This window comes from Ferruginibacter sp. SUN106, assembly GCF_050611765.1.
GTDB lineage: Bacteria > Bacteroidota > Bacteroidia > Chitinophagales > Chitinophagaceae > Ferruginibacter.
The window spans coordinates 740,724-765,635 of record NZ_JBODJC010000001.1 but is presented as its reverse complement, the minus strand read 5'-3'; the positions used below and the strand labels follow the sequence as shown (position 1 = coordinate 765,635).

Sequence of the window (24,912 nt, the reverse complement as noted above, 5' to 3'; positions counted from 1 at the left end):
CAAAGATAAAGAAAACCATTACTGCATACCAAAGCAAAGCCGCCAAACCTGTTATTTATATTAAAAAAAATTGTAGGTTTGGTTATAAACTAGCGGATGCTTAAGAAACATTCATTTCTGGCCCTTTTTATTTTACTGCAATTCTCAGGTATTGGTCAAACAATTCCCGACAGCAATTATATAGATATTGCACTCATCAGGGATTCTGTATTAGCTGTTGATAAAACCCTGCTTTTTTTCGACACTGCTAACAATGCCACCATCGAAAATTTACCTCAACAAAAATTTTTACCCTTTGACCGGTACAGTTATATCGATCAGAAGCATATTCCGGGCAGACTGGTATCTACATTTGCCTATTTACAAATTGGTGTAAGTAACAGTGCTAAAGTAAAAGACACCGTTTCCCTTTTTCCGGGTGCATTATTTGATAAAATACTTTTTTATGAAAAGACTTCCAACGGAAATTTAAAATATACTGGAGATGGCTCAAAATATGGATTCTGTAACCTTATATTAAAGCCAAACGAAAAAAAAGTTTTTTTCATTAAACTTGATTTTTGTCGCCACGATTTTAATTACCTGAAGCCTCAGTTAGTGCAACTGCATTATTGGTCTACTTATGCTTCTGTTGCACGCAGCAGGTCATCAGGAATTGTAAGCTTCGGTTATTTAATGAGCGGTATGTTATTTCTTATGCTGCTCTTTATTGTGGTGAACTATATACTTAACCGGAAAAAAGAGTTTCTGTATTATTTTGGCTATGCACTGCTGATGTTTTTGTTGGTACTTCTTTATGCAATTACCGGTGGCACCTGGGGAAGTTTTCCCGCTTTTTTAAATGGTTACCTCGATGTTTTTCTGCTTATCATGGGCAATGTTTTTTACCTGGCTTTTTCCCGGCATTTCCTTAATACAAAAAACAATTATACAATTCTGGATAAAGTTTTCAGGATAGAAGAGTGGCTTTTAGTAATTCTTTTACTGGCTTTTACTGTTACCCATTATTTAACTGAATGGTATTTAGTTGAAGCCATGCTGGAGAGCCTGATGAAATATATTGTTTTGAGTGTGGGTATTCTATTTATCATTATAGCTTTTAAGCAAAAACAAAAATTAATTGTTTATTTAGCGTTGGGTAGTGCTTTTGCTATTTTCTTCAGTATTGTTTCGTTAACTATCATCCTGATGGGAATGCAGCCTAAATCGATATTTTTTCACGCTTTATTCTACCACGATATAGCACTGGTATTTGCAATGTCCTTTTTTCTTTTGGGTTTAACCTATAAAAACCGGCGTGAGCTTGTTGAAAAGATACAGGAACAGGAATCCTTAAAATTAGATGTGGAGAAAAAAGATTTTGAAAAGCAGATCGCCATCATTAAAGCGCAGCAGGAAGAGCGCAACCGTATCAGTGCAGATATGCATGATGATCTTGGCGCCGGTATGACCACCATAAGGTTATACAGCGAGCTAGCCAAAAGCCGCATTGGTGATAATACTTCTATTCCTGAAATTGAAAAGATATCTTCTTCGGCCAATGAACTGTTGAATAAAATGAATGCCATCATCTGGAGTATGAGCAGCAGCAACGATTCGCTGGGTAATATGGTGGCTTATATCCGCAGTTATTCACTGGAATATTTTGAGGACTCGGGTGTTAATTGCCGCATCAGCATTCCTGACGGCCTACCCAATATTGTAGTAAGCGGAGAGATAAGAAGAAATGTTTTTTTAGTAGTAAAAGAAGCTTTGAACAATGTATTGAAACATTCCCGTGCCACAGAAGTTACCATTACATTGGAAAGAGTTACCGACGGGCTTAAACTATTGATCCAGGATAACGGCACCGGCATCGATTTTGATAAACTGCGCCAATTTGGTAACGGGTTAAAAAACATGAAAAAAAGAATGGAGGATATCGGTATCAATTTTTCAATTGAAAATAATAATGGCACTTTAATTACATTGCACCGGGTGATCAACGATTTTAATTTTTCTTCGTAAATGCATACGCCAGCAGCAACCAACCCAAAATAAAACATAAGCCCCCCAAAGGTGTAACCGGGCCTACCCATTTCATTGAAGGTGCAGCACATAAAATATACAGGGAGCCGGAAAATAAAATAATGCCGCCAATAAAAAGATACCCCGCCCATTGCACCAGCTTACCGGGAAATTCTTTATACAACATACCTGCAGCAAGCAATGCCAATGCATGATAAAACTGGTAGCGTACACCAGTCTCAAAAGTTTGTAAACTTTCTGCAGGTAATTTGGTTTTTAAATAATGAGCGCCGAAAGCACCGCCAATTACTGCCACTGCTGCAAGTAAGGCACCGGCAGTTAAAAAACTCTTTTTCATAACAAAGTATTAATGGTAGCTGCGTTTATTTCAGTAACCGGTAAAATTATTTTTGCGGTATTATAAACAGGTGCTCTTTCCTGTAATTTTTTTTCGATGAATATGATCAACTCATCGGGAGAAAGATCTTTTATCAGCGGCCGCTTAGCCTGTTCGCCAATAACTCTTTTAAAAATATCGGCAGGTGTTGCAGCAAGGTAAACTGTAGTGCCATTATCATTCATCCACTGCATATTATTATTAAAACATGGCGTGCCGCCACCGCAGGCAATAATGCAATTTGTTTTTTGGGAAAATGTTTTCAACACATCGGTTTCCTTTTGCCGGAAGTAGGCTTCGCCATTTTCTTCAAATATGGCAGCAATTGTTTTTTGCTCTTCCTTTTCTATTACATGATCAAGATCAAAAAATTCAAGCCCGCTTTCGGCTGCCCATAATTTGCCCCAGTATGTTTTACCATTGCCCATAAAGCCGATGAGAAATATATTATGCACTGGCTTATCCGAATCGTTCATGTTTATTTTTTTGCCACTAATGACACAAATTTACACGAATAAAAATTCTTAATTAAAATCTCTAAAATAATCTCCAATTCAATCTTTGCTAAAATAAAGTTCCCCTTTAGGGGCGGAGGGGCTGCCTTAATGCCTCGGCTTATAAATATCATTAGGTGTTGGCGTTGTGGAAGGCGCCGTAGATGTAGAAGTAGAGGATGAAGTAGAGGAACTCTTCTTTTTAAAATCTCCTCTTTTCCAGGCTTTAATAAACTCTGCCCAGGCAAAAGGATTAAAAATATTTTGTGGTGCAACCTGGCCTGCATAATAAGCTTTGGTACTGGCCTGCTTTAAATATTGGGAGCTGGCTTCCCTTCCATCCAATGGCATATTGGCTACCAGGATACGCCGTGTGGCAGCTTCATTATTTTTCCGGGCTATGGCAATATTATCATCTGGCACAGGGTTGTTTAAAAAATCTCTTTCAAACTGTGCCCTGGTAGGCCTTGCTTTAATAATTGTTGCAGGAAGATACACGGTATCATTTACCATCAGCTGAATAACGCTTTGCTGGTTACCTGTAAGATCTTTAGGAACAAAAATAGATTTGTTTTTATACCCCACACTGCTGAACTCAATTTCATCGCCTTTTAATACCACAATGCTGAAAACCCCTTTATCATTGGTGATCGTTCCCCGGTTTTGCCCCTTTACCACCACACTCACACTTTCTAATCCTTTCAGGCTATCGGCCGTCATTACAATGCCATACAACTGCACTACAGAATCTTTAAAAGCTTCAAATTGCGCTTTGGATTGCACTGGCTTAAGAAAACAACACAGTAAGAATATGGGTAAAAATCTACGCATCAATAAAAGTTGAATTTTGGTATGCTGTAAAAGAGTGCGACGCCAATGAAGCTAAATAGCATTACAAAAGCTTGTCCCCAAAAATAGCAACATTCCTTAATTAATAAACAAAGTAAAGGCATGAGTGTTTAAATTTGCATCTCTGGTGGATTTTTAACAAATAATTGAACGATGACAAAAGAGGATATTCTGAAGGCGCTCAGCAATGTGCAGGAGCCTGACCTGGGTAAAGACCTGGTTACCTTGAACATGGTAAAAGATATTACAATTGATGGTAATAATGTTGCTTTCACGATTGTGTTAACCACACCCGCCTGCCCTATGAAGGACATGATGCGTATGGCGAGTGAAAATGCTATAAAAATACTGGTGAATAAAGAAGCGGTGATAACCGTAAATTTTACTGCCAATACCAGCAGTAACCGTAAGGATGCCAAAACTGTTTTAGGTGGCGTAAAAAATATTATTGCTGTGGTAAGTGGAAAAGGCGGCGTAGGTAAAAGTACCGTGAGTGCCAACCTTGCACTGGCTTTAGCTGCCGGTGGTGCTAAAGTGGGTTTAATGGATGCCGATATTTACGGCCCCAGCCAGCATATTATGTTTGGCATACGTGGCGAAAGGCCATTGATGAAAGACGATGGTAACGGCAAAGGCATGATTGTTCCTATTGAGAAGTTTGGTATTAAAATAATGAGCATCGGTTTGCTGATCGACGAAAAGCAGGCCGTGGTATGGCGTGGGCCGATGGTGAGCAGCGCCATCCGCCAGTTTGTAAGTGATGTGGATTGGGGTGAGCTGGATTATTTAGTAATTGATATGCCACCGGGTACTGGTGATATTCATTTAACGATTGTACAAACTGTTCCCGTTACCGGTGTTATTGTGGTTACTACGCCGCAATTGGTGGCTCTAGCTGATGCTAAAAAAGGTGTGGCTATGTTTGGTCAGGCACAATTAAAAGTACCGGTTATTGGTTTGGTGGAAAATATGAGTTACTTCACGCCGGCAGAATTGCCTGATAATAAATATTACATTTTTGGAAAGGACGGTGGCAAAAATTTAGCAGAAGAATTTGAACTGACTTTCCTGGGACAAATACCCATTGTACAAAGCATACGTGAAGGTGGCGACCTTGGTATTCCTGTGATGGTGAGTGATGATGCCATCAGCAGAAAAGCTTTTGAAGAATTTGCAGGTAATGCGGTTAGGGGTATTGCTATGCGTAATGCAAATCTTGCGCCTACACAGATACAGGAAATTGTGGAGGGTTAGTTTTATTTACAATTCACTGCGTGAATTGGTTTTGCCACTAATGGCACTAATTAGCACGAATGGGATTTTAACATTCGTGGCAATTCGTGTGATTGGTGGCAACAAAAACAACAAAGTTGTTACTCCATTGTATTTCAAACAATCCATAAAAGATGTTTTATGAAAACATATTTTTCTTTAGCGCTTTCCCTGTTGCTGGTTTTTCTTTCCTGCTCTTCTTCTAAAAAAAATAATGCTATGAACAGCACACCGCAAAAATCTTCCCCCGCAGGCGCAGGGAGTACTGCGGCTTTTGATAAAGAAGGCCACAGAGGTTGCCGTGGCTTAATGCCGGAGAATACCATTCCTGCCATGTTGAATGCAATAGGATTAGGCGTAACTACACTGGAAATGGATATCTGTTTCAGTAAAGACAAAAAAGCTTTTCTTTCTCACGAACCATTTTTTAATCATGAAATAACCACCACACCTGATGGTAGTTTTATAACTGAAAAAGAAGAAAAGAATTATAACATGTACAACATGGATTATAGTTCGATCATTAAGTATGATGTGGGCATGAAACCACATCCCCGTTTTCCGCAGCAACAAAAAATGAAAGCCATAAAACCCTTGCTGGCTGATGTTTTTGAAGCAGTAAAAAAAGACATGGTGACCAGGAGAAGGCCTTTCCCTTATTTTAATATTGAAACTAAAACAACTCCTGCAACAGATAATATTTTTCATCCTGCACCGGCTGAGTTTGTAGAACTTTTAATGAAAGTGATAAAGGAAAACGGGATGGAAGATCTTGTAATTATTCAATCCTTTGATTTCAGAACGCTACAATACTTGCACCTGCATTATGCCACCATAAAAACAGCGATGCTTATTGAAGATTTTGATAAGCGTAGTTTTGAAGAGCAGCTTACCGCATTAGGATTTACACCAACAATTTACAGTCCAGCGTATGTTTTAGCCACTGAAGCAGTAATAAAAAAATGCCATGATCAAAACATCAAGATCATTCCCTGGACGGTGAATGATAAAAAAGAAATTGACCGTTTAAAAGCTTTGGGTGTTGATGGTGTTATTTCTGATTACCCCAATTTATTTAATGAGTAGTAAGACAAGGCATATTTTATTTATGGTATTTGCCGGGCTTGCTTTTGCAGCCATGCTGTATCATACTGTTGGCGCTGTGCAACCTTTTGATACCACACCGGCATGGCGGCACACTTTGTTCATTGGCATTTGTACTATCTGCATGTATGGTTTATTAAAAAGGCCAAAATGGTTTGTTTGGTTTTTTGGCGCATTAACTGTACAACAATTGTATAGTCATGGCAGTCATTTAATACATTTATTACAGGAAGATAAACTGAATTTTATTGATGCAGCCGTAGTGCTGTTAACGCCGTTGGTTTTTATTTTGTTGCTGATGGATAGCAAATCTAAACAGTAATGCCCAGCCAATCATTTGCATTTTTAAACAATAACTTTTCTTTCAACTCATTTTGAAAATGCATGGCTTCAATTAATTTGCCGGGATGATGTTCGCCCAATGGAAAAGGATAATCGCTGCCCAAACAAATTTTATCTTCACCTATTACATCAATGATATACTGCATCGCTTTTTCATCATGCACTAAACTATCGATCCAGAATTTGCCAATATAATCTCTTGGGTTGATCGCATTATCTACTGCCACTAAATCCGGGCGCACATTAAAGCCATGTTCAATTCTACCGATCGTTAAGGGAAAACTACCACCGCCATGTGCAAATGCCACTCTTAATTTTGGAAAGCTTTGCAATACCCCGCCAAATATCATGGAGCAGATAGCACGGGACGTTTCAGCAGGCATACCTACCAGCCAGGGCAGCCAGTATTTTTGCATCGCATCTTCTCCCATCATTTCCCAGGGATGAATGAATAAAGCACAACCTAATTCTTCTGCTCTTTTGTAAAACGGAACAAATTTTTTATCTGATAAATTAGCACCGTTAATATTGCTACCGATTTCTAAACCAGGCATTTTTAATTCGGTAACACAACGTTCCATTTCTTGTATCGCCAGGTCAATATCCTGTAATGGCACAGTACCAATGCCAATAAAACGTTGGGCATTTTTTACAACCGTATCTGCAATATGATCATTAAAGAAACGACTGGTTTCCAACCCATCTTTGGGCTTTGCCCAGTAATTAAATAAAACGGGAATAGTGGAGAGCACCTGTATGGTTACATCTGTATCATCCATTTCTTTCATACGCAGTGTTGCATCAAAGCAATTGTCCTCTACTTCCCGGAACAATTTATCGCCTTTCATCATGCAGGCTTTGCAATTACGGTGTTCAAGATGTATAAATTCTCCATAGCCGAATTTTTGTACCCAGTTGGGCATTTTTTCCGGCATTATATGTGTGTGGATGTCGATCTTCATAATTTTTTTGGCGGAATTTTTCACGCAGAGTCGCAAAGGAAAATAAGACGCAAAGATTTTCTTATGTATTTGCTTTGCTCCTTTTTTGCTTTGCGTGAAAAATTCGCTATCCTTTTTTTATTGGGGGTGCCATTACAGCTCCACATTTTGAACAAGTTCTTTTATGTTCATCTTTATAAAAGCCTTCCATTACCGGCGGTAATTGGGTAACAATATCTGTGATCACTTTATACTCTTCATATAATTTATTGCCGCAGTTTTCGCAATACCATAAAAAACCATCTTCTTCTGTTGCTCTTACTTTTTCAATCACCAAACCAACGGTATTTGGTCCACGTTGCGGACTGTGGGGTGTTTTGGGTGGTAATAAAAACATATCGCCTTCATTGATGGCAATATCTTTTGGCACGCCATCATCAATGATCTTTAAAACAATATTGCCTTCTACCTGGAAATACAATTCTTCGCTTTCGTTATAATGATAATCCTTACGGGCATTGGGGCCGCCTACTACCATTACAATAAAATTTTCCGCATCTTTATAAATGCATTGATTGCCCACCGGAGGTTTTAATAAGTCCCGGTGTTCGTCAATCCATTTCTTTAAATTGAAAGGCGCAATAACTGGCATAGCATTACATTTTAGGATTGTAAGTTATATTTTTTTTACTAATCCTCAACTATCAACAATGAACTATAAACTATTAACTTTACATGATGAATCTTGCCATTCCATATCATTTAGAAAATTTTATTGGCGGACATTTTAGCGGCCCTTTAAGCGGCGAGTTTTTAGATAATGTGAATCCTGCAACCGGTGAAGTGGTAGGACAAATACCCAACAGCAATAAAAAAGATATTGATGCTGCCGTAAAAGCGGCAGAAAAAGCATTTCCTGAATGGAGCATTACTGCTACAGAAAAACGTTTTGCCATACTGAATAAAATTGCCGACCTGATCGATACGCATTTTGAAGCATTGGCTGTAGCAGAAACTAATGACAATGGCAAACCATTGTGGCTGAGTAAAAGAATGGATATCAAAAGAGCATCTGATAACTTTCGTTTTTTTGCAACCGGCATTATGCACTTTGCTGCCGAAAGCCATGCTATGGAAGATAAAGCCATCAATTACACGCTGCGTAATCCCATTGGTATTGTGGGTTGCATCTCTCCCTGGAATTTGCCATTATATTTATTTACCTGGAAAATTGCACCAGCATTGGCAGCAGGCAATTGCGTAATTGCTAAGCCCAGTGAAGTAACACCGGTTACTGCTTTTCTTTTAGCACGAATTTGCAAGGAAGCCGGATTGCCTGATGGTGTTTTAAATATTGTTCATGGTGATGGCCCTGATTGTGGTGAAGCTATTGTAAAGCACCACGACATTAAAGCGATCTCCTTTACCGGAAGTACAAGAGCAGGAGAAAGAATAGCATCTATTGCAGCACCGGTGTTTAAAAAATTATCTTTAGAATTAGGCGGCAAAAATCCTGCAATCATTTTTGCTGATTGCGATTGGGAAAAGATGTTACAGGAAACAGTTCGTTCTTCTTTTAGTAACCAGGGACAGATTTGCTTATGCAGCAGCAGAATTTTAATAGAAGAATCTATTTACGAAAAATTTAAAACAGCATTTGTTGAAGAAGTAAAAAAACTAACTGTTGGAGATCCGCTACTTGAAGCTTCGAAACAAGGTGCAATTGTAAGTAAAGTACATTTTGATAAAGTGATGCATTGTATAGCTATTGCTAAGGAAGAAGGCGGAACAATTCTATGTGGCGGTAATTCGATTATTGTGGAAGGAAGATGTGCTAATGGTTATTTTATTGCCCCCACTGTAATTGAAAACCTTGGCCCGGATTGTAAAACCAATATGGAAGAAATTTTTGGGCCTGTGGTTACTTTACAATCATTCAACACTGCGGAAGAAGCTTTACATTTAGCCAACGCTACCCATTATGGATTGGCTGCTACCATCTGGACACAGGACATCAGTAAAGCAAATTTGATGGCTGCAAAAGTACAATCAGGAATTACCTGGATCAATTGCTGGTTGGTAAGAGATTTAAGAACACCTTTTGGTGGTATGAAAAATAGCGGTGTGGGAAGAGAAGGTGGCTGGGAAGCGTTGCGCTTTTTTACGGAACAGAAAAATGTTTGTATACAATTTTAAAAAACAACGCAGAGAAAAAGAGAAGCAGAGAATTTCGCAGAGATGCTCTGCGTAAACTCTTTCCCTCCTTTTCTCTGCGTTTAAAAAATATAAAATGAATGAAATTGTAAATACTGAAACCGCAGCAAAGCCATTAGGCGCTTATCCGCATGCAAGAAAAGTGGGCAACTTATTATTTCTCTCCGGTATTGGCAGCAGGAATGCAACAGATAATGCTATTCCTGGATTGGAATTAGATAACGAAGGGAATATTTTAAAATATGATATTGAAGCAGAATGCCATCAATGTTTTGCCAATGTAAAAGCTGTACTGGAAGCCAGTGGCAGCAGTTGGGATAAAATTGTTGATGTAACAGTTTTTTTGACCAACATGAAAAAAGATTTTCCGATTTATAATAAAGTGTACGCAGCATATTTTACAACAGTGCAGGCATGCAGAACAACTGTGGAAGTAAAAAGTTTACCTACACCCATTGCTATTGAATTAAAAGTGATTGCTACAATAAATTGATCAATGGGCTAAAGCCCTGCGAATATAAAAATCCATTGCCCCGGGCTTAAGCCCGGGGCAATGCAAACAAAGCTTAGGGCTTTAGCCCATCAACTATTTTATGAAGTTTGAAAACATCCTGGCATTTGCTAAACAACTTGATGAGAATGATCCACTGAAACATTTCAGAGACCAATTCTACATTCCTATCATCAATGGAAAAGAATGTATTTATTTCACGGGTAATTCTCTTGGCCTGCAACCAAAGACCACACAGGATTATGTATTGAATGAACTGGAAGACTGGGCGAACTTCGGGGTGGAGGGACATTTTCACGCCAGAAAACCATGGATGCCTTATCATGAAATTTTTCCTACGCAATTATCAAAGATCATTGGTGCATTGCCCGAAGAAATTGTGGTGATGAATCAGCTCACCGTGAATTTACATTTGCTGATGGTGAGTTTTTACCGGCCAACAAAGCAACGCTATAAAATTATTTGTGAAACAAAAGCATTTCCTTCTGATCAATACGCTATGGAATCGCAGGTAAAATATCATGGCTTCAATTACGAAGAAGCGGTTATTGAAGTAAGTGCGAGAGCAGGCGAATATGCGATACGAACAGAAGATATTCTTGCAACAATACAGGAACACGGTGATAGCACAGCATTGGTTTTATTTGGTGGCGTAAATTATTATACCGGCCAGTTTTTCGATATACAAAAAATAACTGAGGCTGCACATGCAGTGGGTGCTATTGCAGGATTTGATTTAGCACATGCTGCAGGTAATGTGGAGCTCCAGCTCCACAACTGGAATGCCGACTTCGCCTGCTGGTGTTCTTACAAGTATTTAAACAGTGGGCCTGGTGGTGTATCCGGAATTTATATTAATCAAAAACATATTGCTGATACAAGCATTCCACGCTTTGCCGGCTGGTGGGGCCATACCAAAGATACCCGTTTTAAAATGGAGAAAGGTTTTGAACCCATACCCACTGCAGAAGGCTGGCAATTGAGTAATGCCCCGATTTTATCCATGGCCGCACATAAGGCATCGTTAGATATTTTTGATGATGCAGGAATGGATAATTTAATAGAGAAAGGAAAGCTATTAAGTGATTATCTATTATTTATTATTGATGAAATAAATAATGATTTAAAAGAAAAGTTGATCCAGGTAATTACACCACGGGATGCAAAAGAAAAAGGTTGCCAGGTAAGTATGCTGATGCTGGAAAAAGGTGCGGCAGTTTTTGAAGCATTAAAACAACATGGTGTGCTGGCAGACTGGAGAGAACCAAATGTGATTAGAGTGGCACCCGTGCCCTTGTACAATACTTTCAACGATGTGTTTACATTCGGACAAATTGTAAAAGCCATTTTGGAACGCTGATTATTATGATGATTATGATTTTTGCAGATTCATTATTGTCAATAGCAGCAAATATTAAATAGCCAGGTTAAAAAATGAAAAAAGAAACGGTTGTCATCGGTGCAGGTTTAGTAGGCTCTTTGCTTTCTATTTATTTAAGCAAGAGAGGGTATAATGTAAAAGTGTATGAACGCAGGGCTGATATGCGTAAAGAAAAAATTATTGCCGGCCGTTCAATCAATCTGGCATTAAGCGACAGAGGTATTAAAGCCCTGGAAGAAGTGGGTATTATGGAGGAAATAAAAAAGATCGCCATACCCATGCATGGCAGGTACATCCACAATGCAGACGGGAGTACTGCTTACCAGCCTTATGGTAATAAGGGACAATTTATTAATTCTGTATCAAGGGGGGAATTGAATAAAATGCTGATGGATCTGGCAGAAAAAAATGGAGTATCGATTTCATTCAATGAAAAATGCGAAAATATAGATTGGAAAAAAAATGAGATCTCATTTCAGAACGCTGCAAACTATCAACTTTCAACTATCAACTTTCAACTTGCTTTTGGCAGCGATGGCGCTTATTCTGCTGCAAGGTTAACACACCAACTGCAACACGACCGTTTTCAATACCAGCAATACTATATCGATTTTGGTTATAAAGAATTAAATATTCCTGCAGGCAGCAATGGTGAATTTATGATGGAGAAAAATGCATTGCACATCTGGCCAAGAGGAAATTATATGTTAATTGCTTTGCCGAATATTGATGGTAGTTTTACCTGTACTTTATTTTTCCCTTTTGATGGCGACCCTTCTTTTGCATCTCTTGATACCAAAGAAAAGGTGCAATCATTCTTTGAAAAAACATTTGGAGATGCCGTACCATTAATGCCCACATTAACAGAAGATTTTTTCAATAACCCTACTTCATCTTTGGTCACTGTAAAATGTTTTCCCTGGATAAGAGAAGACAAATTTGCATTGATAGGTGATGCAGCACATGCGATAGTTCCTTTTTTTGGACAAGGCATGAACTGCGGTTTTGAAGATTGCCGGGTATTAAATGAATTGATCGGCAAATACAATGACGATTGGCAAATTATTTTAGACAAATACCAAACATTACGCAAACCTGATGGTGATGCCATTGCTGAACTGGCCTTAAATAATTTTATAGAGATGAGGGATAAAGTGGGTGATCCTAAATTTTTATTACAGAAAAAAATTGAAGCCGCCTTTAGCAAAAAACATCCCGACAAGTGGACACCTGCATATACACAGGTAACATTCAGTCCGCAGATAAGGTACAGCGATGCATTAAAGAATAGCATAAGGCAGGAAGCAATAATGCAACAAGTGATGGCTTTGCCGGATATTGAAAATAGCTGGCAGGGTGAAGAGGTGGAGCAACTTATAATAAAACTATTGAATTAATAAAAGGGGCTAAAGCCCGAATACATTTAATTGCGTTACCCCGGGCTTAAGCCCGGGGCAACGGATAAAAACCAATGGGCTTCAGCCCTCTAATTTTATGTACAAATTTCCATATTACACCGAACAAGATGAGCAAAAGGTAATTGCCTTTATGAAAGAAAATGCATTCGCATTAGTTACCGGCATAGGAGAACAATATCCTGTAGCTACACAAATTCCTTTAGCTATTGAAATAAAAGATGGCAAAATATTTTTGAGCGGCCACCTTATGCGAAAGACAGATCATCACCTTACTTTTGAAAAAAACAATAAAGTGATGGTACTTTTTACAGGAGCACATTGCTTTGTTAGTGCCAGCTGGTATACTAATCCAGGTGTGGGTTCTACCTGGAATTATTTAACGGTACAGGCAAAAGGCACAATAACTTTTACAGATGAACAAGGTACTATCGATGCCGTAAAAGCGGTTAGTGATAAGTATGAAGGCACCACATCTGCCGGGGCTTTTGATAATTTATCTAAAGAGTATATTGATCATATGGTAAAAGCCATCGTGGGTTTTACCATTGAAGTGGAGAGCATGGAAAATACTTTTAAGCTCAGCCAGAACCGTGATACCGACTCTCAAAAAAATATTATTGAACAATTAAAAAAACGTGGCGATTATAATTCTGCTGCAATTGCCGTGGAAATGGAAAAGAGATTATAATTTTACAACATGACAAGAAAACAATTAGTTGACGAGATACAACAAAAGAAATCTTACCTGTGTGTAGGATTAGATACTGACCTTACAAAAATCCCCAAACATTTACAATCGCACCCCAATGCCATTTTTGAATTCAATAAAGCTATTATTGATGCTACCAAAGACCTGTGTGTTGGCTATAAAATAAACACCGCATTTTATGAAGCATTAGGATTAAAAGGCTGGGAAGCGATGGAGCAGACCGTAAATTATATTCCCAAAGGTCTTTTTAAAATTGCAGATGCTAAAAGAGGTGATATCGGTAACACGTCTTCTCAATATGCCAAAGCATTTTTTGAAACGATGAATTTTGATGCGATCACTGTGGCGCCTTATATGGGTGAAGACAGTATTCGTCCTTTTTTAGAATATGAAAATAAATGGACGATTGTTTTAGGCTTAACGAGTAACAAAGGCGCTAATGATTTTGAGATGTTAAGACTGGTGAGTGAAGATGCTAACCAGGGCGAACATTTACGTCCTGAATTTTTATATGAACGTGTGTTAAGAAAAATAGCTACCTGGGGCAATCCTGATAATTTAATGTTTGTAACGGGTGCAACACAGGCAACAGAGTTTGAAAATATAAGAGATATTATTCCTGAACATTTCTTATTGGTACCGGGCGTAGGTTTCCAGGGTGGCAGTTTGGAAGAGGTAAGTAAATATGGCATGAACAAAGATTGCGGGCTATTAGTAAATGCAAGCCGTGCTATCATCTTTGCCAGCGAAAAAGAAGATTTTGCAGCAGAAGCAAGAGCCATTGCACAACAGTATCAAACAGAAATGAGCCATTATTTAACAACAGCTGCACTTTAATTAGTATTACTTTTAGTTATAAAACAATCACCATGAAATTTATTACACTAATTGTTGCCTGTGTTTTTTCAGTTGCAGTATTGGCGCAAACAAAAGTATTGCCTGCAAAGGAAGTAATGGACAAAGCTTACGCCCGGGCAAAAAAAGAAAATAAAAATGTGATCCTTATTTTTCATGCCAGCTGGTGTGGCTGGTGTAAAAAAATGGATGCCAGCATGGAAGATGCCAAATGCAAAAAATATTTTGATGATAATTATGTAACTATACACCTTACTGTAGAAGAATCCAAGGAAAAAAAAGATTTAGAAAATCCAGGTGGTGATGCTGTAAGATTAAAATACCATGGCGATAAAGCAGGATTGCCTTTCTGGGTAATTTTAAATAAGGATGGGCAATTGTTAGGAGATAGTTTTATGCGTAAAGAAGGTGTTAGCAAAGATGAAGCCGGCGATAATATTGGTTGCCCTGCAAGTGAACCGGAAGTGGCTGCTTTTATTAATTTATTAAGGTCATCTTCTACCCTTTCAGACCAGGCATTAGAAATTATTGCGGCTCGTTTTAAAGAGAATAAAATCTAGGTTATACTATCCTGTTTATTTTTCCGGCAATAATAACTTCATCTAAAATTTTTTGAATTGACGCAGGGTTTTTAGTACCGATCAATAGTAATTTGCCGTCTCTGAAACGCAGTTGTAATCCCTGGTTACAGGAAGCCGAAGTATTAATGGCACGGCCTGTTTTTGGAGAACCTATACGAATGCCCCATCCTCCGTATTCATACAGGGAATGATATTCACGTATATACGCATCACTTAATTCATGCCATTCAATATGGGTTGTTTTAAATTGAAACGGATAAAAGCGGTATTGAATACCGGTACTATTATAGGTGGTTTTCAATTTAATTGATCTTATAAAGACAAGGAGTAATAAAAAAAATATTTCCAGTAAGATCAGAACAGTATTCGATGCAGGCCTTGTACCAAATGGTTTACCTAAAATAACCTGTTGTACAATAGCGTAAAGAAAAATACCATTTAAGGCAATGGTTCCAAGCCATGCCCACCTCACCCTGAATCTTTGTACTTCGCTGAATGTATGCATAATTAATTAAACACGGATTGTATTACTGTTGCCAATTGTATTGCCCACTTTCTATATTCCTTACCGGAAGGATGTAGCTTATCTGCTGCTAAAAATTCTTGCTTATAACCATCTTTTCTTTGTGAGGAGGTTATATCAATGTAATGTGTATTCCATTTTTCGGCAATCAACTTACAAACATTGTTATAAGCATCAATTTCTTCGGCAATTTTTTTCTTATCGCTTCCTTCGGCAAAAGGTGTTACGCCCCAATCGGGGATGCTTAAAACAAAAACATGGTTGGGTATATTGCTGGCAAAATGTATAGCTCTTTTAAGCAGCCCTTCAAATTCAATGGCAAAATTTTCCACGGACCTGCCACGGTATTGATTGTTTACACCAATGAGTAAGGAAACAATATCATAAGTTGAAGATAGGTTGGCTTCATCAATTGCAGTATCTAACTCATCAGTTGTCCAACCGGTAGTGGCTATTATTTCCGGGGCAGAATAACTACCACCACCGTGAGGGTTTGCTACCGCTGACGGGCTTTGATTTAAGAGTGTTACAGTTTCATTAGGAAAATTTTCTTCGGGCAACACTTGTTCTCCAATAGTATAACTATCGCCTAATGCTAAATAAGAATACTTCATAACTATCAAAAATTTTGATCTTCTCTTTTATTTTCTACCAATTGCCTTACAATGCCACCCATTAATGCCAATGGAATTATTGTTAGTGCAGTTAAAACACCTGATACGCTGGCTATGCCAAATACAGTTCCCAATAATACCAGTATTATAAATGCCAACAGCCCCATCAACAATGCTGCAAATACTTTTCTTTCCATAGCGATCCAGCAGGTAACATAGCCGCCAATAAAAGATGAAATGGCCGTCCATAAAAAAATATACCCATAGATTTGAACATCCCGGGGTAAATCTTTCTGAAAAGAATTGGTGTAGATATTTGTTAAAACCATTTTCATCAGGGGAATTAAAGCTGCACCTACTGCAGTGGTAACAACCAGACCTGTAATTACAGCAATTATACTTTGCGTTTTAGCCTTCATATTTTTCCAATTGTTTAATCCAGTTTCTGCAAATTAATAATGGGATCAATCCTATTACACCAAAGCTGCAATCAATTAAAACATGAAAGAGTGGAATATGCCTGATGGGTGCCGCAATAAATGCCAAAGGAATTATTGCAAGGCAAGCCAGCATGGCCCAATCGATGATCCATTTGTTTTTTACAGGGTCTCTTAATGGCCCGATGAATGCCATCGCAATTACAATATGTGCAAATGCCAGCCAGTCAAATCCATAAGCCAGCATGGGATATTTGGTGTTGGTTTCTACTAATGCCGCATACACATCCTGTAACCATTGTTGTGCAAAAGAAGGAATCAATTCAGGATGATTCAGTAACCAGCGCAATTCTGTTTCAACCGGAAATGCAGTGACTCCACTTAATATTAATGCCACTATAAAAAATAAAATCAGCAGGCGTATTTTTGTAATCAGTTTCATATTACGGTTTTGTTTTTTTAGGTTTACCAGGAACGAAGCTTCCCGTTGCCGCTGTCCACCAGGGATGAATTTCGTAAGCCAGTCTGCCAGCAGCTATGGCAGGATCGGTGTTCAACAACGCTTCCAGTTCTTCTTTTGTTTTGCAATCAAAAATAAAAATCCCTTTCCAGTTGCCATCATCACCAAAGGGGCCGGCTACTTTTAATTTGCCTTCGTAATATAAGCGATTAATATTCGCCATATGGCCTTCCTGAATTTTAGCTGCGGTGGCAGAATCCTGGGTACGGTCTTTGCCAGCAATCAGCATTACAAACCAGTATTGTTTAACCTGATTTTCTAATTTGGGTGTAACCTGAGTTTTTTTACTTTGTGCAGTGGTGTAATTACAAACAGCAACAACAATAACTGCTGCTAATAAAAACTTTATGGCATAATGCATAAAAAATTATTTAACCGAAAATACAAAAGGTCCGTAATAATTACGAACCTTTTATCAGTCATGGCTATACAGTACTATCAGGTGGTCTTGCTTTTTGATTTATTTTTTTCTTTGGCTTTCATGTCATCTGCGTTGGGTTCTCCTAAGATTACTTTTCCAAAACTGGAATGTATTTTAACAGGTACAGATCCGCTGCCTGACTTTCCATTATAACTATGATCAAACTTTGGGCCTTTGCTTTCATCTTCACCATCATCGCCATCAAACTTTATATTGGTCCTGTTTTTAAAATCTCCAAAGCTGGTAGAGATATCGTATGATGCAGAGAGCTCACTGGTTGGTTTTAAGTTCATTGAAGAGTAGGATAGTTTTGCATCAAGGCCGGTAAGGCTATTATCGATATTTATTTTTGTGGCACTGCTGAATTCCAGGTTCAATTTTACATTACCTACCAGTTTACCAATTGTTGCAGAAGAATATTTAATACTAACAGCCCCATTGGTACTTTCAATTTTAGCACTGCCAAATTCTACATTTACAGATTTAGCATTGCTTAATGTACCGGTAGTTAAAGAACCGAATTTGCTCGACAGTTCAACTTCTCCCCTAAAGTCTGGCACAACAGTGCTGCCGAATTCATTATTAATACGTAATGGATTTGAGGCAGGCATTGAAATATCATAATTTACTTTCATAGTGCTCTTTTCACCTTTGCCATTGTTAGATCCCTTGATGGAAGTTTTAAAACTGATATCGCCGCCACTTTTTGATTCATCGATAGTGATGCCATCAATTATTTTTTGTGCTGTTGCTTCCACATTAGAAGATACTTCAATGGTAACATCTACTTTTATTTCATTCTTATTCCAGGTATGTACTTCCACACCACCAAACGAATTGTCAATTTTTAATTTGTCGGATGAAGAAACGCTGTAAGATTTGTTTACGGATTTGTTTTTTACAAACTCGTATTTTTTGTTCTTTTCGTTTTTATTATCGTTGTCATTATCATTTTGTGCGCAAACATTTTGCTGTATGATGCATAATGACAGTACTACACTAAATAGTCTGATTATTCTTTTCATGGTTATTACTTTTTGATTGTTTAATTTGATTGATAATATTTAATTGCTGATTCAATACATTCAGCTGCAGCTGCAGGTTTTGAATCATGGCCTCAATCAGCATTTCACGGTTGGGTGTATTGCTGAGTTGAGTTTTAAGGGATTTATATGAACTGTCCAATTGGTTAATGTCGGTGGCAAATGTTTTATACAATTCCGGTTGCTCCGGTGCCAGTGCTTTTAATTCTTCCTGTTTTAATAATACCATTTTTGCAAACTCATTTACCTCTGGTGCATATTCCGGTGCAATGGAATTAATGGTAGTCGTATCAATTTTTGCCACATCAGGGTTTCCGGTACTAGTTTTTTTATTATTGAGTACTAAAAAAATAGTGAGGCCCGCAGTAATTACCAAAGCTGCTGCAATACTCCATTTAAACATTGGTGCCAGTATTGCTTTTTTTTGTTTTTTTTCCTGGAAACCAGCTGCCAGGTTTTCCCACACTTTCCCCGATGGCATGGCATCATCAAACTCGTTGCGGTTATCACCAATAAATTTTTCTAACTTCCTGCTCATATACTCTCTTTTAAGTATTGTAATAATTTTTGTTTGGCACGCATGTATTGTGTACGGGTGGTAGATTCTGCTACGTTTAAGATCTCTGCAATTTCTTCGTGATCATAACCTTCCAGTAAATACAAACTCAATACTGTTCTGTAACCATCAGGCAAAGCCATAATTCCTTTTTTTACAGCTTCCACTTTCAGTTTTATTTCATTTTCATCAATCAATGTTTCTTCTGCCTTGTTGTGCGTATCGGTGCCGTCAATATCCACCCAGGTAACTTTTCTTTTTTTAAGCTGGTTAATGCTTCGGTTAATGCAGATCTGTTTTAACCAACCGCCAAAACTGGTTCGGTATTCGAAATGGTGCAGGTTTCTAAAAGCTTCTGCAAAACTCTCCTGCAACACATCTTCTGCCTCTGTAACATTGTACACAATACGCAGGCAGATATTGAACATGGCCTTGGCATAACGCTGGTACAATTCCTTGTAGCCGGCCGCTTCGCCCCTTTTGCAGCGTTCAATCAGTTCGTCGTGATGTGGCAATACCGTCAGTTCCAAAAAAGAAAGGTTTTAATAGTAGAGACAAGAAGGTTTCAACAATGTTGCATCAAAGGTAAAAAAACAGGGATTTTCGTGGGAATGAAGGTATTATCTTTGTACCGGAATAGCTATTGATTGCACGAATTAAACTAATTACACGAATTAACTAATAACCAGTTAACCACTAAACAAATAAACTAATTAACGATTCCATGGCAGCTAAAACAGACAATTTTCAATCTCCGGATTATTTTAATGTAGATGAATTATTAACGGAAGAACACAAACTGGTAAGAGAAAGTGTTCGCAATTATGTAAAGAAAGAAATTTCTCCCATTATTGAAGACTATGCACAACGGGCGGAATTTCCTGTGCAGATAGTAAAACAATTGGGCGACCTCGGTTGCTTTGGGCCAACGGTACCTGAGCAATATGGCGGTGGCGGACTGGATTATATTTCCTACGGATTAATGATGCAGGAATTAGAAAGAGGCGATAGTGGTGTTCGTTCTACTGCCAGTGTGCAAGGTTCATTAGTAATGTTTCCTATTTACCAATATGGCAGCGAAGCACAACGTAATAAATATTTGCCTAAACTGGCAAGTGGCGAATGGCTGGGTTGTTTTGGTTTAACAGAGCCCAATCATGGCAGCGATCCTTCGAGCATGCTGACTAATATTAAAGATGCCGGTGACCATGTAATATTAAACGGCGCCAAAATGTGGATCAGCAATGCACCTTTTGCGCAAGTGGCAGTGGTATGGGCAAGAAATGAACAGGATGAGATACAAGGTGTGATTGTAGAACGGGGCATGGAAGGTTTTACCACACCCACAACACATGGCAAATGGAGTCTTCGTGCAAGCGCCACCGGTGAACTGGTTTTTGACAATGTAAAAATTCCGAAAGAAAATATTTTACCTAATGTAAAAGGGTTGAAAGGCCCGTTAGGATGTTTGACCAAAGCCCGTTATGGTATTGCCTGGGGAGCAGTTGGTGCAGCAATGGATTGTTATCATATTGCTTTGGAATACAGTAAGGAAAGAATTCAGTTTGGCAGGCCTATCGGTGGTTTTCAGTTGCAGCAAAAGAAATTGGCGGAGATGGTAACTGAAATTACCAAAGCACAATTATTAAACTGGCGCCTGGGTGTATTGATGAATGCAGGAAAAGTAACACCACAACAAGTGAGTATGGCCAAAAGAAATGCCTGTGAAATTGCAACGAATATTGCAAGAGATGCCCGACAGATGTTAGGTGGCATGGGCATTACCGGCGAATATCCGGTAATGCGCCACATGATGAACCTGGAAAGTGTGATCACGTATGAAGGTACTCATGATATTCATTTGCTTATCACGGGTATGGATGTGACAGGGCTGAATGCGTTTAAATAATAACGCCTGTTACCCGGGCAACTGAGATACATCAGCGAAATTTATTTTGAGCTTACTTATATTTGAATCAGACAAATAAAAATTTAAGGAAATGATTAAAAATATCAGCGTCATAGGCGCAGGCACCATGGGTAATGGTATTGCCCATGTATTTGCACAAAGTGGTTTTACAGTAAATTTAATTGATTCTAACCCCACGCAATTGCACAGGGCTTTGGCAACCATTGAAAAAAACCTGGACAGGCAGATTGCAAAAGCTGCCATTACGGAAGCAGATAAAAAAGTAACCCTTGCTAATATCACCACACTCTCAGATATTGCATTAGGTGTAAAAGATGCAGGGCTGGTGGTGGAAGCTGCAACAGAAAACATCGATTCCAAGCTCACCATCTTTAAACTGATGGATATGGATGCTCCGGCAGATTGCATTTTAGCCACTAACACTTCTTCTATTTCTATTACAAAAATCGCAGCAATTACCAAAAGGCCGGGACAGGTTATTGGTATGCATTTTATGAACCCCGTGCCGGTAATGAAACTGGTAGAAATCATAAATGGGTATGGAACTAAAAAAGAAGTTACGCAAACCGTTATTGAGCTGACCAGGCAATTGGGCAAAATACCTTGTGTGGTGAATGATTATCCCGGCTTTATTGCCAATCGCATTTTAATGCCGATGATCAACGAAGCGATCTACAGTTTATACGAAGGCGTTGCTAATGTAGAAGCTATTGACACTGTGATGAAACTAGGCATGGCGCACCCGATGGGGCCATTGCAATTAGCCGATTTTATAGGCCTTGATATTTGTCTTTCTATTTTGCATGTATTGCATGATGGCTTTGGCAATCCTAAATATGCACCCTGCCCATTACTGGTGAATATGGTTATGGCAGATAAATTAGGCGTTAAAACCGGGGAAGGATTTTATAAATATATTGCCGGAAGTAAAGAGTTAGTGGTGAGTGAAAGGTTTAAGTAATATTACAATTTGCAAAATAAAAATGCTTACGCTTAAAGTGTAAGCATTTTTATTACCATTTTATTTCTATGGTGTATATCTCCTGTAAAAAAAAGGCCTTTATATTTTCGGCGATAAAAAATAAATTTTTAAATTGATGATCGAAAGTTGAATAATTTCATCTTGAATTATCATTTGCAAAATTGTTTTTTAATATTGCCCGATTATGGATAGAAAATACTGGGAAACAATTGCCCCCAATTACGACGAAGAAATTTTTGATGTACTGCAGAATGATGTATCAGGCAGTATAGTTGCTGCCATTGAAAAAATGGCTGCTGCTGATAAAACTGTAATTGACATCGGCTGTGCTGTAGGCAAATGGATACCTGTATTGGCACCAAAATTCAAACAGGTTATTGCAGCCGATATCTCTGCCAAAAACCTGGAGATTGCAAAAGAAAGGTATCCTGAATATGATAATGTGGAATACCATCGCATGGATATGTCTGCTAACGACCTTACCGTAATACCATGTGATGTTGCTATCTGTATCAATGCCATCCTCACCGCTTCTCTTGAAAAAAGAATTAATTTTTTTCAATCACTTTCTATGTGTTTAAATAAAGGAGGCCAATTGGTACTGGTGGTGCCATCACTAGAATCGAAATTATATACCAACATAATTGCCGACAGATGGAATGTAGATGATGCAGAAAATGATAAAACGCCTGCACTTAAAGAAGCGATTCAAAAAATAAAAAATTTTAACCAGGGTGTTACAGATATTGATAATGTACCTACCAAACATTATTTAAAAGAAGAACTGCAATTCCTGCTGGCACAGGAAGGTTTTGAAGTAACCCTGGTAAAAAAAATAAATTATCCCTGGACCACAGAGTTTCACAAGCCACCAAAATGGCTGGCCGAGCCTTATCCCTGGGACTGGATGTGTACTGCTACTAAAAAATCATAAATGCATTATGGCAAAAAAAGAAAAATCAGTAGATGTTTACATTGCTAAATCAGCAGATTTTGCAAAACCCATTTTAAATCATATTCGTGAGCTGGTACACAAAACCTGCCCGGATGCTGAAGAAAAAATGAAATGGAGCATGCCCTTCTTTGATTACAAAGGTGAGATGCTATGCCATATGGCTGCATTTAAACAACATGCTGTAATGAGTTTCTGGAAAGCCTCACTGATGAAAGATCCTATACTGATGGCCAATGCCCAATCAGAAATATCAATGGGGCATTTAGGTAGGTTAACATCAATGAAAGATCTGCCCTCCGATAAAAAAATAGCTGCATGGATAAAAGAAGCGATGGCTTTAAATGATAAAGGTATTAAAGTAGCTAAACCAAAACCTGCAGAGAAAAAAGAATTGGTGGTGCCTGATTATTTTACAAAAGCAATCAGCAAAAATAAAAAAGCAAAGCAGGTATTTGACGCCTTTGCTTACTCTCACAAAAAAGAATATGTACAATGGATCACTGAAGCCAAAACAGAAGAGACGAGGAACAAACGTATTGCCAGCGCTATTGAAATGATGGCAGAAGGGAAAAGCCGTAACTGGAAATACAAGGCGTGAGTCGTGAATGGTGAAACGTGAGTTGTATTCATCTTTGACTTTTGACCATTCACTTTTGACGATTCACTTTTCACTACCATTCAAATCCGGGCATTACAAAATAAAATATCGTCCACCATTTATCTTCTCTTTGCATGTATAATTTGTAAGGCCCTTCGTAATGAATTGTTTCTCTATTTTCCATTACCGCATCATACTTCAACATGCCTTCTGCATGTCCAAGTGCTCTGCCCCCATCCTGTAATTCAAATTTTATTTCGTCAATATTATACCCGCCATCTTTAAAATCGGTGAAAGATTCAAAAAATGGTTGCAATTTTTGCAGCAGCTCCTTATAACTTAATATCCTGCCATCTGCAGTTATTAGCTCATTACCCAGTTCGCCGGAATAATCATCAAAATGCCTGCTAAACCAATGCCCCAAAAACTGATGGGTATTTCTTTCAATTTCTACTTTGTCATTAGGATGAAATTCTTCGTAAATAAAATTCCAGCTACCTCCGAAAACAGGAGTTTTGTCAATTTCGTGTGCAAATAATTCTTCGGTAATAAATTTATAAATTATACTATCATCATAGGGCCCGTCATTAATATCCAGATTAATACCATGCTCTTCCATAATAGTTAGTATCCTTTTTAGCTCTTTTGTAATTGCCGTGGTATCTAATTCTTCTACAGTTTTATAGGTGGGCTTACCAATGCCTTCATACACGGTAGTAAGTTCGGCATTAACATGAGCATCTTCAAATGCAATAATGTTTTTTAAAAATTGATTTTCAATTTCGGGAGGCAAGCCTTCGTTACTCTGCATAAGAAATGCGTCGCCGTACTGCGCCTTTAATTTTATTTTCAGAATTTCATTTTCAATCCTGAAATTTTCCTGAGGGTCGTCGGAAAATTTTTCATTTTGTTCCATAGCTTAATGTTATTTTTTCTTACTCACTAAGTTATAGGAATCATCGATCATTTTTTCCAGCAATTTTTTGGGTATTGCGCTACCCACAACAATTGTATTCCAATGTTTTTTATTCATGTGAAAACCGGGCAAAATATTGTCGGGGAATTCTTCTCTTAATTCAATCGCTTTATCCGGATCGCATTTTACATTAAACCGTAACGGGCTGCTATCTAAACCGGTGAGTAAAAATATTTTCTCTTTTACTTTAAACACTAAAGTGTCTTCTCCAAAAGGAAAACCTTCTGTAACAAAAGGTTTTTGTAAAACATATTCTCTTAGTTGTTCGATGTCCATTTTATG

At 38.2% G+C, this 24,912-nt stretch carries 30 protein-coding genes; 15 read left to right on the top strand and 15 right to left on the bottom strand.

Translation table 11 applies throughout. The features are described 5' to 3' along the window. Nucleotides 1-96: 96 nt before the first annotated feature. Nucleotides 97-2,007, top strand: coding sequence for a sensor histidine kinase (locus ACQ334_RS03115; RefSeq protein WP_430986704.1), 1,911 nt, complete (start codon nucleotides 97-99; stop codon nucleotides 2,005-2,007). Here ACQ334_RS03115 and ACQ334_RS03110 read toward each other — a convergent pair. The 3 genes from ACQ334_RS03110 to ACQ334_RS03100 all read right to left on the bottom strand — a co-directional run bounded on the left by ACQ334_RS03110 (nucleotide 1,991) and on the right by ACQ334_RS03100 (nucleotide 3,729). Next, on the bottom strand, nucleotides 1,991-2,365 hold the full coding sequence (locus ACQ334_RS03110; protein ID WP_430986703.1) for a DUF423 domain-containing protein: 375 nt from the start codon (nucleotides 2,363-2,365) through the stop codon (nucleotides 1,991-1,993). The two genes, ACQ334_RS03115 and ACQ334_RS03110, sit on opposite strands and share 17 nt — an antisense overlap. Further along, nucleotides 2,362-2,880 carry a shikimate kinase gene (locus ACQ334_RS03105; protein WP_430986702.1) on the bottom strand — a complete coding sequence of 173 codons (519 nt, stop codon included), beginning with the start codon at nucleotides 2,878-2,880 and terminating at the stop codon, nucleotides 2,362-2,364. Before ACQ334_RS03105 ends, ACQ334_RS03110 begins: the two co-directional genes overlap by 4 nt. 126 nt (nucleotides 2,881-3,006) lie before the next feature. Further along, nucleotides 3,007-3,729, bottom strand: coding sequence for a carboxypeptidase-like regulatory domain-containing protein (locus tag ACQ334_RS03100; protein WP_430986701.1), 723 nt, complete (start codon nucleotides 3,727-3,729; stop codon nucleotides 3,007-3,009). Between the two features lie 171 nt (nucleotides 3,730-3,900). Here ACQ334_RS03100 and ACQ334_RS03095 point away from each other — a divergent pair, with 171 nt between their 5' ends. The 3 genes from ACQ334_RS03095 to ACQ334_RS03085 all read left to right on the top strand — a co-directional run bounded on the left by ACQ334_RS03095 (nucleotide 3,901) and on the right by ACQ334_RS03085 (nucleotide 6,445). Beyond that, a complete protein-coding gene (locus ACQ334_RS03095) occupies nucleotides 3,901-5,001 on the top strand; it encodes an Mrp/NBP35 family ATP-binding protein (RefSeq protein ID WP_430986700.1) in 1,101 nt (366 codons plus the stop codon). A gap of 159 nt (nucleotides 5,002-5,160) precedes the next feature. Next, nucleotides 5,161-6,105, top strand: coding sequence for a glycerophosphodiester phosphodiesterase family protein (locus tag ACQ334_RS03090; RefSeq protein WP_430986699.1), 945 nt, complete (start codon nucleotides 5,161-5,163; stop codon nucleotides 6,103-6,105). Continuing rightward, nucleotides 6,098-6,445, top strand: a complete 348-nt coding sequence (locus ACQ334_RS03085) for a hypothetical protein (protein ID WP_430986698.1) — start codon at nucleotides 6,098-6,100, stop codon at nucleotides 6,443-6,445. Before ACQ334_RS03090 ends, ACQ334_RS03085 begins: the two co-directional genes overlap by 8 nt. Here ACQ334_RS03085 and ACQ334_RS03080 read toward each other — a convergent pair. Both ACQ334_RS03080 and ACQ334_RS03075 read right to left on the bottom strand, forming a co-directional pair. Further along, the gene (locus ACQ334_RS03080; protein ID WP_430986697.1) at nucleotides 6,435-7,427 is read right to left on the bottom strand and encodes an amidohydrolase family protein; all 993 of its coding nucleotides are present in this window, start codon (nucleotides 7,425-7,427) and stop codon (nucleotides 6,435-6,437) included. The genes ACQ334_RS03085 and ACQ334_RS03080 overlap by 11 nt on opposite strands. 106 nt (nucleotides 7,428-7,533) lie before the next feature. Then, on the bottom strand, nucleotides 7,534-8,058 hold the full coding sequence (locus ACQ334_RS03075; protein WP_430986696.1) for a 3-hydroxyanthranilate 3,4-dioxygenase: 525 nt from the start codon (nucleotides 8,056-8,058) through the stop codon (nucleotides 7,534-7,536). Between the two features lie 83 nt (nucleotides 8,059-8,141). Here ACQ334_RS03075 and ACQ334_RS03070 point away from each other — a divergent pair, with 83 nt between their 5' ends. From ACQ334_RS03070 to ACQ334_RS03040, 7 genes are all read left to right on the top strand, one after another. Next, entirely contained in the window at nucleotides 8,142-9,602 is a 1,461-nt protein-coding gene (locus tag ACQ334_RS03070; protein WP_430986695.1) for an aldehyde dehydrogenase, read from the top strand. Between the two features lie 94 nt (nucleotides 9,603-9,696). Next, the gene (locus tag ACQ334_RS03065) at nucleotides 9,697-10,113 is read left to right on the top strand and encodes a RidA family protein (protein ID WP_430986694.1); all 417 of its coding nucleotides are present in this window, start codon (nucleotides 9,697-9,699) and stop codon (nucleotides 10,111-10,113) included. A gap of 100 nt (nucleotides 10,114-10,213) precedes the next feature. Further along, the gene (gene kynU / locus ACQ334_RS03060) at nucleotides 10,214-11,491 is read left to right on the top strand and encodes a kynureninase (protein ID WP_430986693.1); all 1,278 of its coding nucleotides are present in this window, start codon (nucleotides 10,214-10,216) and stop codon (nucleotides 11,489-11,491) included. Between the two features lie 74 nt (nucleotides 11,492-11,565). Further along, nucleotides 11,566-12,909, top strand: a complete 1,344-nt coding sequence (locus ACQ334_RS03055; RefSeq protein ID WP_430986692.1) for an FAD-dependent oxidoreductase — start codon at nucleotides 11,566-11,568, stop codon at nucleotides 12,907-12,909. 97 nt (nucleotides 12,910-13,006) lie between these two features. Then, nucleotides 13,007-13,618 carry an FMN-binding negative transcriptional regulator gene (locus ACQ334_RS03050; RefSeq protein ID WP_430986691.1) on the top strand — a complete coding sequence of 204 codons (612 nt, stop codon included), beginning with the start codon at nucleotides 13,007-13,009 and terminating at the stop codon, nucleotides 13,616-13,618. Nucleotides 13,619-13,627: 9 nt separating this feature from the next. After that, complete coding sequence (gene pyrF / locus ACQ334_RS03045) at nucleotides 13,628-14,476, top strand: orotidine-5'-phosphate decarboxylase (protein ID WP_430986690.1); 849 nt, start codon at nucleotides 13,628-13,630, stop codon at nucleotides 14,474-14,476. Between the two features lie 32 nt (nucleotides 14,477-14,508). Further along, complete coding sequence (locus tag ACQ334_RS03040; RefSeq protein ID WP_430986689.1) at nucleotides 14,509-15,054, top strand: thioredoxin family protein; 546 nt, start codon at nucleotides 14,509-14,511, stop codon at nucleotides 15,052-15,054. A 1-nt stretch (nucleotide 15,055) separates the two neighbouring features. Here the strand turns inward: ACQ334_RS03040 and ACQ334_RS03035 are convergent, their stop codons facing one another. The 8 genes from ACQ334_RS03035 to ACQ334_RS03000 form a co-directional block, all read right to left on the bottom strand. Beyond that, on the bottom strand, nucleotides 15,056-15,580 hold the full coding sequence (locus ACQ334_RS03035) for a hypothetical protein (protein WP_430986688.1): 525 nt from the start codon (nucleotides 15,578-15,580) through the stop codon (nucleotides 15,056-15,058). A gap of 2 nt (nucleotides 15,581-15,582) precedes the next feature. Further along, nucleotides 15,583-16,212 (bottom strand): SGNH/GDSL hydrolase family protein, encoded by a 630-nt coding sequence (locus tag ACQ334_RS03030; RefSeq protein WP_430986687.1) that lies wholly within the window; start codon nucleotides 16,210-16,212, stop codon nucleotides 15,583-15,585. Between the two features lie 5 nt (nucleotides 16,213-16,217). Beyond that, on the bottom strand, nucleotides 16,218-16,631 hold the full coding sequence (locus ACQ334_RS03025; protein ID WP_430986686.1) for a hypothetical protein: 414 nt from the start codon (nucleotides 16,629-16,631) through the stop codon (nucleotides 16,218-16,220). Next, the gene (locus ACQ334_RS03020; protein ID WP_430986685.1) at nucleotides 16,621-17,091 is read right to left on the bottom strand and encodes a hypothetical protein; all 471 of its coding nucleotides are present in this window, start codon (nucleotides 17,089-17,091) and stop codon (nucleotides 16,621-16,623) included. The genes ACQ334_RS03025 and ACQ334_RS03020 overlap by 11 nt, the downstream gene beginning before the upstream one ends. 1 nt (nucleotide 17,092) lies before the next feature. Then, nucleotides 17,093-17,530, bottom strand: a complete 438-nt coding sequence (locus tag ACQ334_RS03015) for a YciI family protein (protein WP_430986684.1) — start codon at nucleotides 17,528-17,530, stop codon at nucleotides 17,093-17,095. A 77-nt stretch (nucleotides 17,531-17,607) separates the two neighbouring features. After that, complete coding sequence (locus ACQ334_RS03010) at nucleotides 17,608-18,615, bottom strand: hypothetical protein (RefSeq protein ID WP_430986683.1); 1,008 nt, start codon at nucleotides 18,613-18,615, stop codon at nucleotides 17,608-17,610. Further along, complete coding sequence (locus tag ACQ334_RS03005; protein ID WP_430986682.1) at nucleotides 18,590-19,171, bottom strand: hypothetical protein; 582 nt, start codon at nucleotides 19,169-19,171, stop codon at nucleotides 18,590-18,592. The genes ACQ334_RS03010 and ACQ334_RS03005 overlap by 26 nt, the downstream gene beginning before the upstream one ends. Then, on the bottom strand, nucleotides 19,168-19,719 hold the full coding sequence (locus ACQ334_RS03000) for an RNA polymerase sigma factor (protein WP_430986681.1): 552 nt from the start codon (nucleotides 19,717-19,719) through the stop codon (nucleotides 19,168-19,170). The genes ACQ334_RS03005 and ACQ334_RS03000 overlap by 4 nt, the downstream gene beginning before the upstream one ends. 194 nt (nucleotides 19,720-19,913) lie before the next feature. Between ACQ334_RS03000 and ACQ334_RS02995 the strand changes: the two genes are divergently transcribed. The 4 genes from ACQ334_RS02995 (at nucleotide 19,914) to ACQ334_RS02980 (ending at nucleotide 23,654) form a co-directional block, all read left to right on the top strand. Next, nucleotides 19,914-21,098, top strand: a complete 1,185-nt coding sequence (locus ACQ334_RS02995; protein WP_430986680.1) for an acyl-CoA dehydrogenase family protein — start codon at nucleotides 19,914-19,916, stop codon at nucleotides 21,096-21,098. A 91-nt stretch (nucleotides 21,099-21,189) separates the two neighbouring features. Next, entirely contained in the window at nucleotides 21,190-22,080 is an 891-nt protein-coding gene (locus ACQ334_RS02990) for a 3-hydroxyacyl-CoA dehydrogenase family protein (protein ID WP_430986679.1), read from the top strand. 205 nt (nucleotides 22,081-22,285) lie between these two features. Beyond that, nucleotides 22,286-23,035 (top strand): class I SAM-dependent methyltransferase, encoded by a 750-nt coding sequence (locus ACQ334_RS02985; protein WP_430986678.1) that lies wholly within the window; start codon nucleotides 22,286-22,288, stop codon nucleotides 23,033-23,035. Nucleotides 23,036-23,042: 7 nt separating this feature from the next. After that, nucleotides 23,043-23,654, top strand: coding sequence for a YdeI/OmpD-associated family protein (locus tag ACQ334_RS02980; RefSeq protein ID WP_430986677.1), 612 nt, complete (start codon nucleotides 23,043-23,045; stop codon nucleotides 23,652-23,654). A gap of 73 nt (nucleotides 23,655-23,727) precedes the next feature. Here the strand turns inward: ACQ334_RS02980 and ACQ334_RS02975 are convergent, their stop codons facing one another. Then, entirely contained in the window at nucleotides 23,728-24,570 is an 843-nt protein-coding gene (locus ACQ334_RS02975) for a hypothetical protein (RefSeq protein WP_430986676.1), read from the bottom strand. A gap of 9 nt (nucleotides 24,571-24,579) precedes the next feature. Then, on the bottom strand, nucleotides 24,580-24,906 hold the full coding sequence (locus tag ACQ334_RS02970) for an MmcQ/YjbR family DNA-binding protein (RefSeq protein ID WP_430986675.1): 327 nt from the start codon (nucleotides 24,904-24,906) through the stop codon (nucleotides 24,580-24,582). Nucleotides 24,907-24,912: the final 6 nt, after the last annotated feature.

What these genes read in the sequence shown, in the direction of transcription:
- ACQ334_RS03115 (WP_430986704.1), top strand. Translation starts at nt 97, where the DNA reads ATGCTTAAGAAACATTCATTTCTGGCCCTTTTTATTTTACTGCAATTC.
- ACQ334_RS03110 (WP_430986703.1), bottom strand. Translation starts at nt 2,365, where the DNA reads ATGAAAAAGAGTTTTTTAACTGCCGGTGCCTTACTTGCAGCAGTGGCA.
- ACQ334_RS03105 (WP_430986702.1), bottom strand. Translation starts at nt 2,880, where the DNA reads ATGAACGATTCGGATAAGCCAGTGCATAATATATTTCTCATCGGCTTT.
- ACQ334_RS03100 (WP_430986701.1), bottom strand. Translation starts at nt 3,729, where the DNA reads ATGCGTAGATTTTTACCCATATTCTTACTGTGTTGTTTTCTTAAGCCA.
- ACQ334_RS03095 (WP_430986700.1), top strand. Translation starts at nt 3,901, where the DNA reads ATGACAAAAGAGGATATTCTGAAGGCGCTCAGCAATGTGCAGGAGCCT.
- ACQ334_RS03090 (WP_430986699.1), top strand. Translation starts at nt 5,161, where the DNA reads ATGAAAACATATTTTTCTTTAGCGCTTTCCCTGTTGCTGGTTTTTCTT.
- ACQ334_RS03085 (WP_430986698.1), top strand. Translation starts at nt 6,098, where the DNA reads ATGAGTAGTAAGACAAGGCATATTTTATTTATGGTATTTGCCGGGCTT.
- ACQ334_RS03080 (WP_430986697.1), bottom strand. Translation starts at nt 7,427, where the DNA reads ATGAAGATCGACATCCACACACATATAATGCCGGAAAAAATGCCCAAC.
- ACQ334_RS03075 (WP_430986696.1), bottom strand. Translation starts at nt 8,058, where the DNA reads ATGCCAGTTATTGCGCCTTTCAATTTAAAGAAATGGATTGACGAACAC.
- ACQ334_RS03070 (WP_430986695.1), top strand. Translation starts at nt 8,142, where the DNA reads ATGATGAATCTTGCCATTCCATATCATTTAGAAAATTTTATTGGCGGA.
- ACQ334_RS03065 (WP_430986694.1), top strand. Translation starts at nt 9,697, where the DNA reads ATGAATGAAATTGTAAATACTGAAACCGCAGCAAAGCCATTAGGCGCT.
- kynU (WP_430986693.1), top strand. Translation starts at nt 10,214, where the DNA reads ATGAAGTTTGAAAACATCCTGGCATTTGCTAAACAACTTGATGAGAAT.
- ACQ334_RS03055 (WP_430986692.1), top strand. Translation starts at nt 11,566, where the DNA reads ATGAAAAAAGAAACGGTTGTCATCGGTGCAGGTTTAGTAGGCTCTTTG.
- ACQ334_RS03050 (WP_430986691.1), top strand. Translation starts at nt 13,007, where the DNA reads ATGTACAAATTTCCATATTACACCGAACAAGATGAGCAAAAGGTAATT.
- pyrF (WP_430986690.1), top strand. Translation starts at nt 13,628, where the DNA reads ATGACAAGAAAACAATTAGTTGACGAGATACAACAAAAGAAATCTTAC.
- ACQ334_RS03040 (WP_430986689.1), top strand. Translation starts at nt 14,509, where the DNA reads ATGAAATTTATTACACTAATTGTTGCCTGTGTTTTTTCAGTTGCAGTA.
- ACQ334_RS03035 (WP_430986688.1), bottom strand. Translation starts at nt 15,580, where the DNA reads ATGCATACATTCAGCGAAGTACAAAGATTCAGGGTGAGGTGGGCATGG.
- ACQ334_RS03030 (WP_430986687.1), bottom strand. Translation starts at nt 16,212, where the DNA reads ATGAAGTATTCTTATTTAGCATTAGGCGATAGTTATACTATTGGAGAA.
- ACQ334_RS03025 (WP_430986686.1), bottom strand. Translation starts at nt 16,631, where the DNA reads ATGAAGGCTAAAACGCAAAGTATAATTGCTGTAATTACAGGTCTGGTT.
- ACQ334_RS03020 (WP_430986685.1), bottom strand. Translation starts at nt 17,091, where the DNA reads ATGAAACTGATTACAAAAATACGCCTGCTGATTTTATTTTTTATAGTG.
- ACQ334_RS03015 (WP_430986684.1), bottom strand. Translation starts at nt 17,530, where the DNA reads ATGCATTATGCCATAAAGTTTTTATTAGCAGCAGTTATTGTTGTTGCT.
- ACQ334_RS03010 (WP_430986683.1), bottom strand. Translation starts at nt 18,615, where the DNA reads ATGAAAAGAATAATCAGACTATTTAGTGTAGTACTGTCATTATGCATC.
- ACQ334_RS03005 (WP_430986682.1), bottom strand. Translation starts at nt 19,171, where the DNA reads ATGAGCAGGAAGTTAGAAAAATTTATTGGTGATAACCGCAACGAGTTT.
- ACQ334_RS02995 (WP_430986680.1), top strand. Translation starts at nt 19,914, where the DNA reads ATGGCAGCTAAAACAGACAATTTTCAATCTCCGGATTATTTTAATGTA.
- ACQ334_RS02990 (WP_430986679.1), top strand. Translation starts at nt 21,190, where the DNA reads ATGATTAAAAATATCAGCGTCATAGGCGCAGGCACCATGGGTAATGGT.
- ACQ334_RS02985 (WP_430986678.1), top strand. Translation starts at nt 22,286, where the DNA reads ATGGATAGAAAATACTGGGAAACAATTGCCCCCAATTACGACGAAGAA.
- ACQ334_RS02980 (WP_430986677.1), top strand. Translation starts at nt 23,043, where the DNA reads ATGGCAAAAAAAGAAAAATCAGTAGATGTTTACATTGCTAAATCAGCA.
- ACQ334_RS02975 (WP_430986676.1), bottom strand. Translation starts at nt 24,570, where the DNA reads ATGGAACAAAATGAAAAATTTTCCGACGACCCTCAGGAAAATTTCAGG.
- ACQ334_RS02970 (WP_430986675.1), bottom strand. Translation starts at nt 24,906, where the DNA reads ATGGACATCGAACAACTAAGAGAATATGTTTTACAAAAACCTTTTGTT.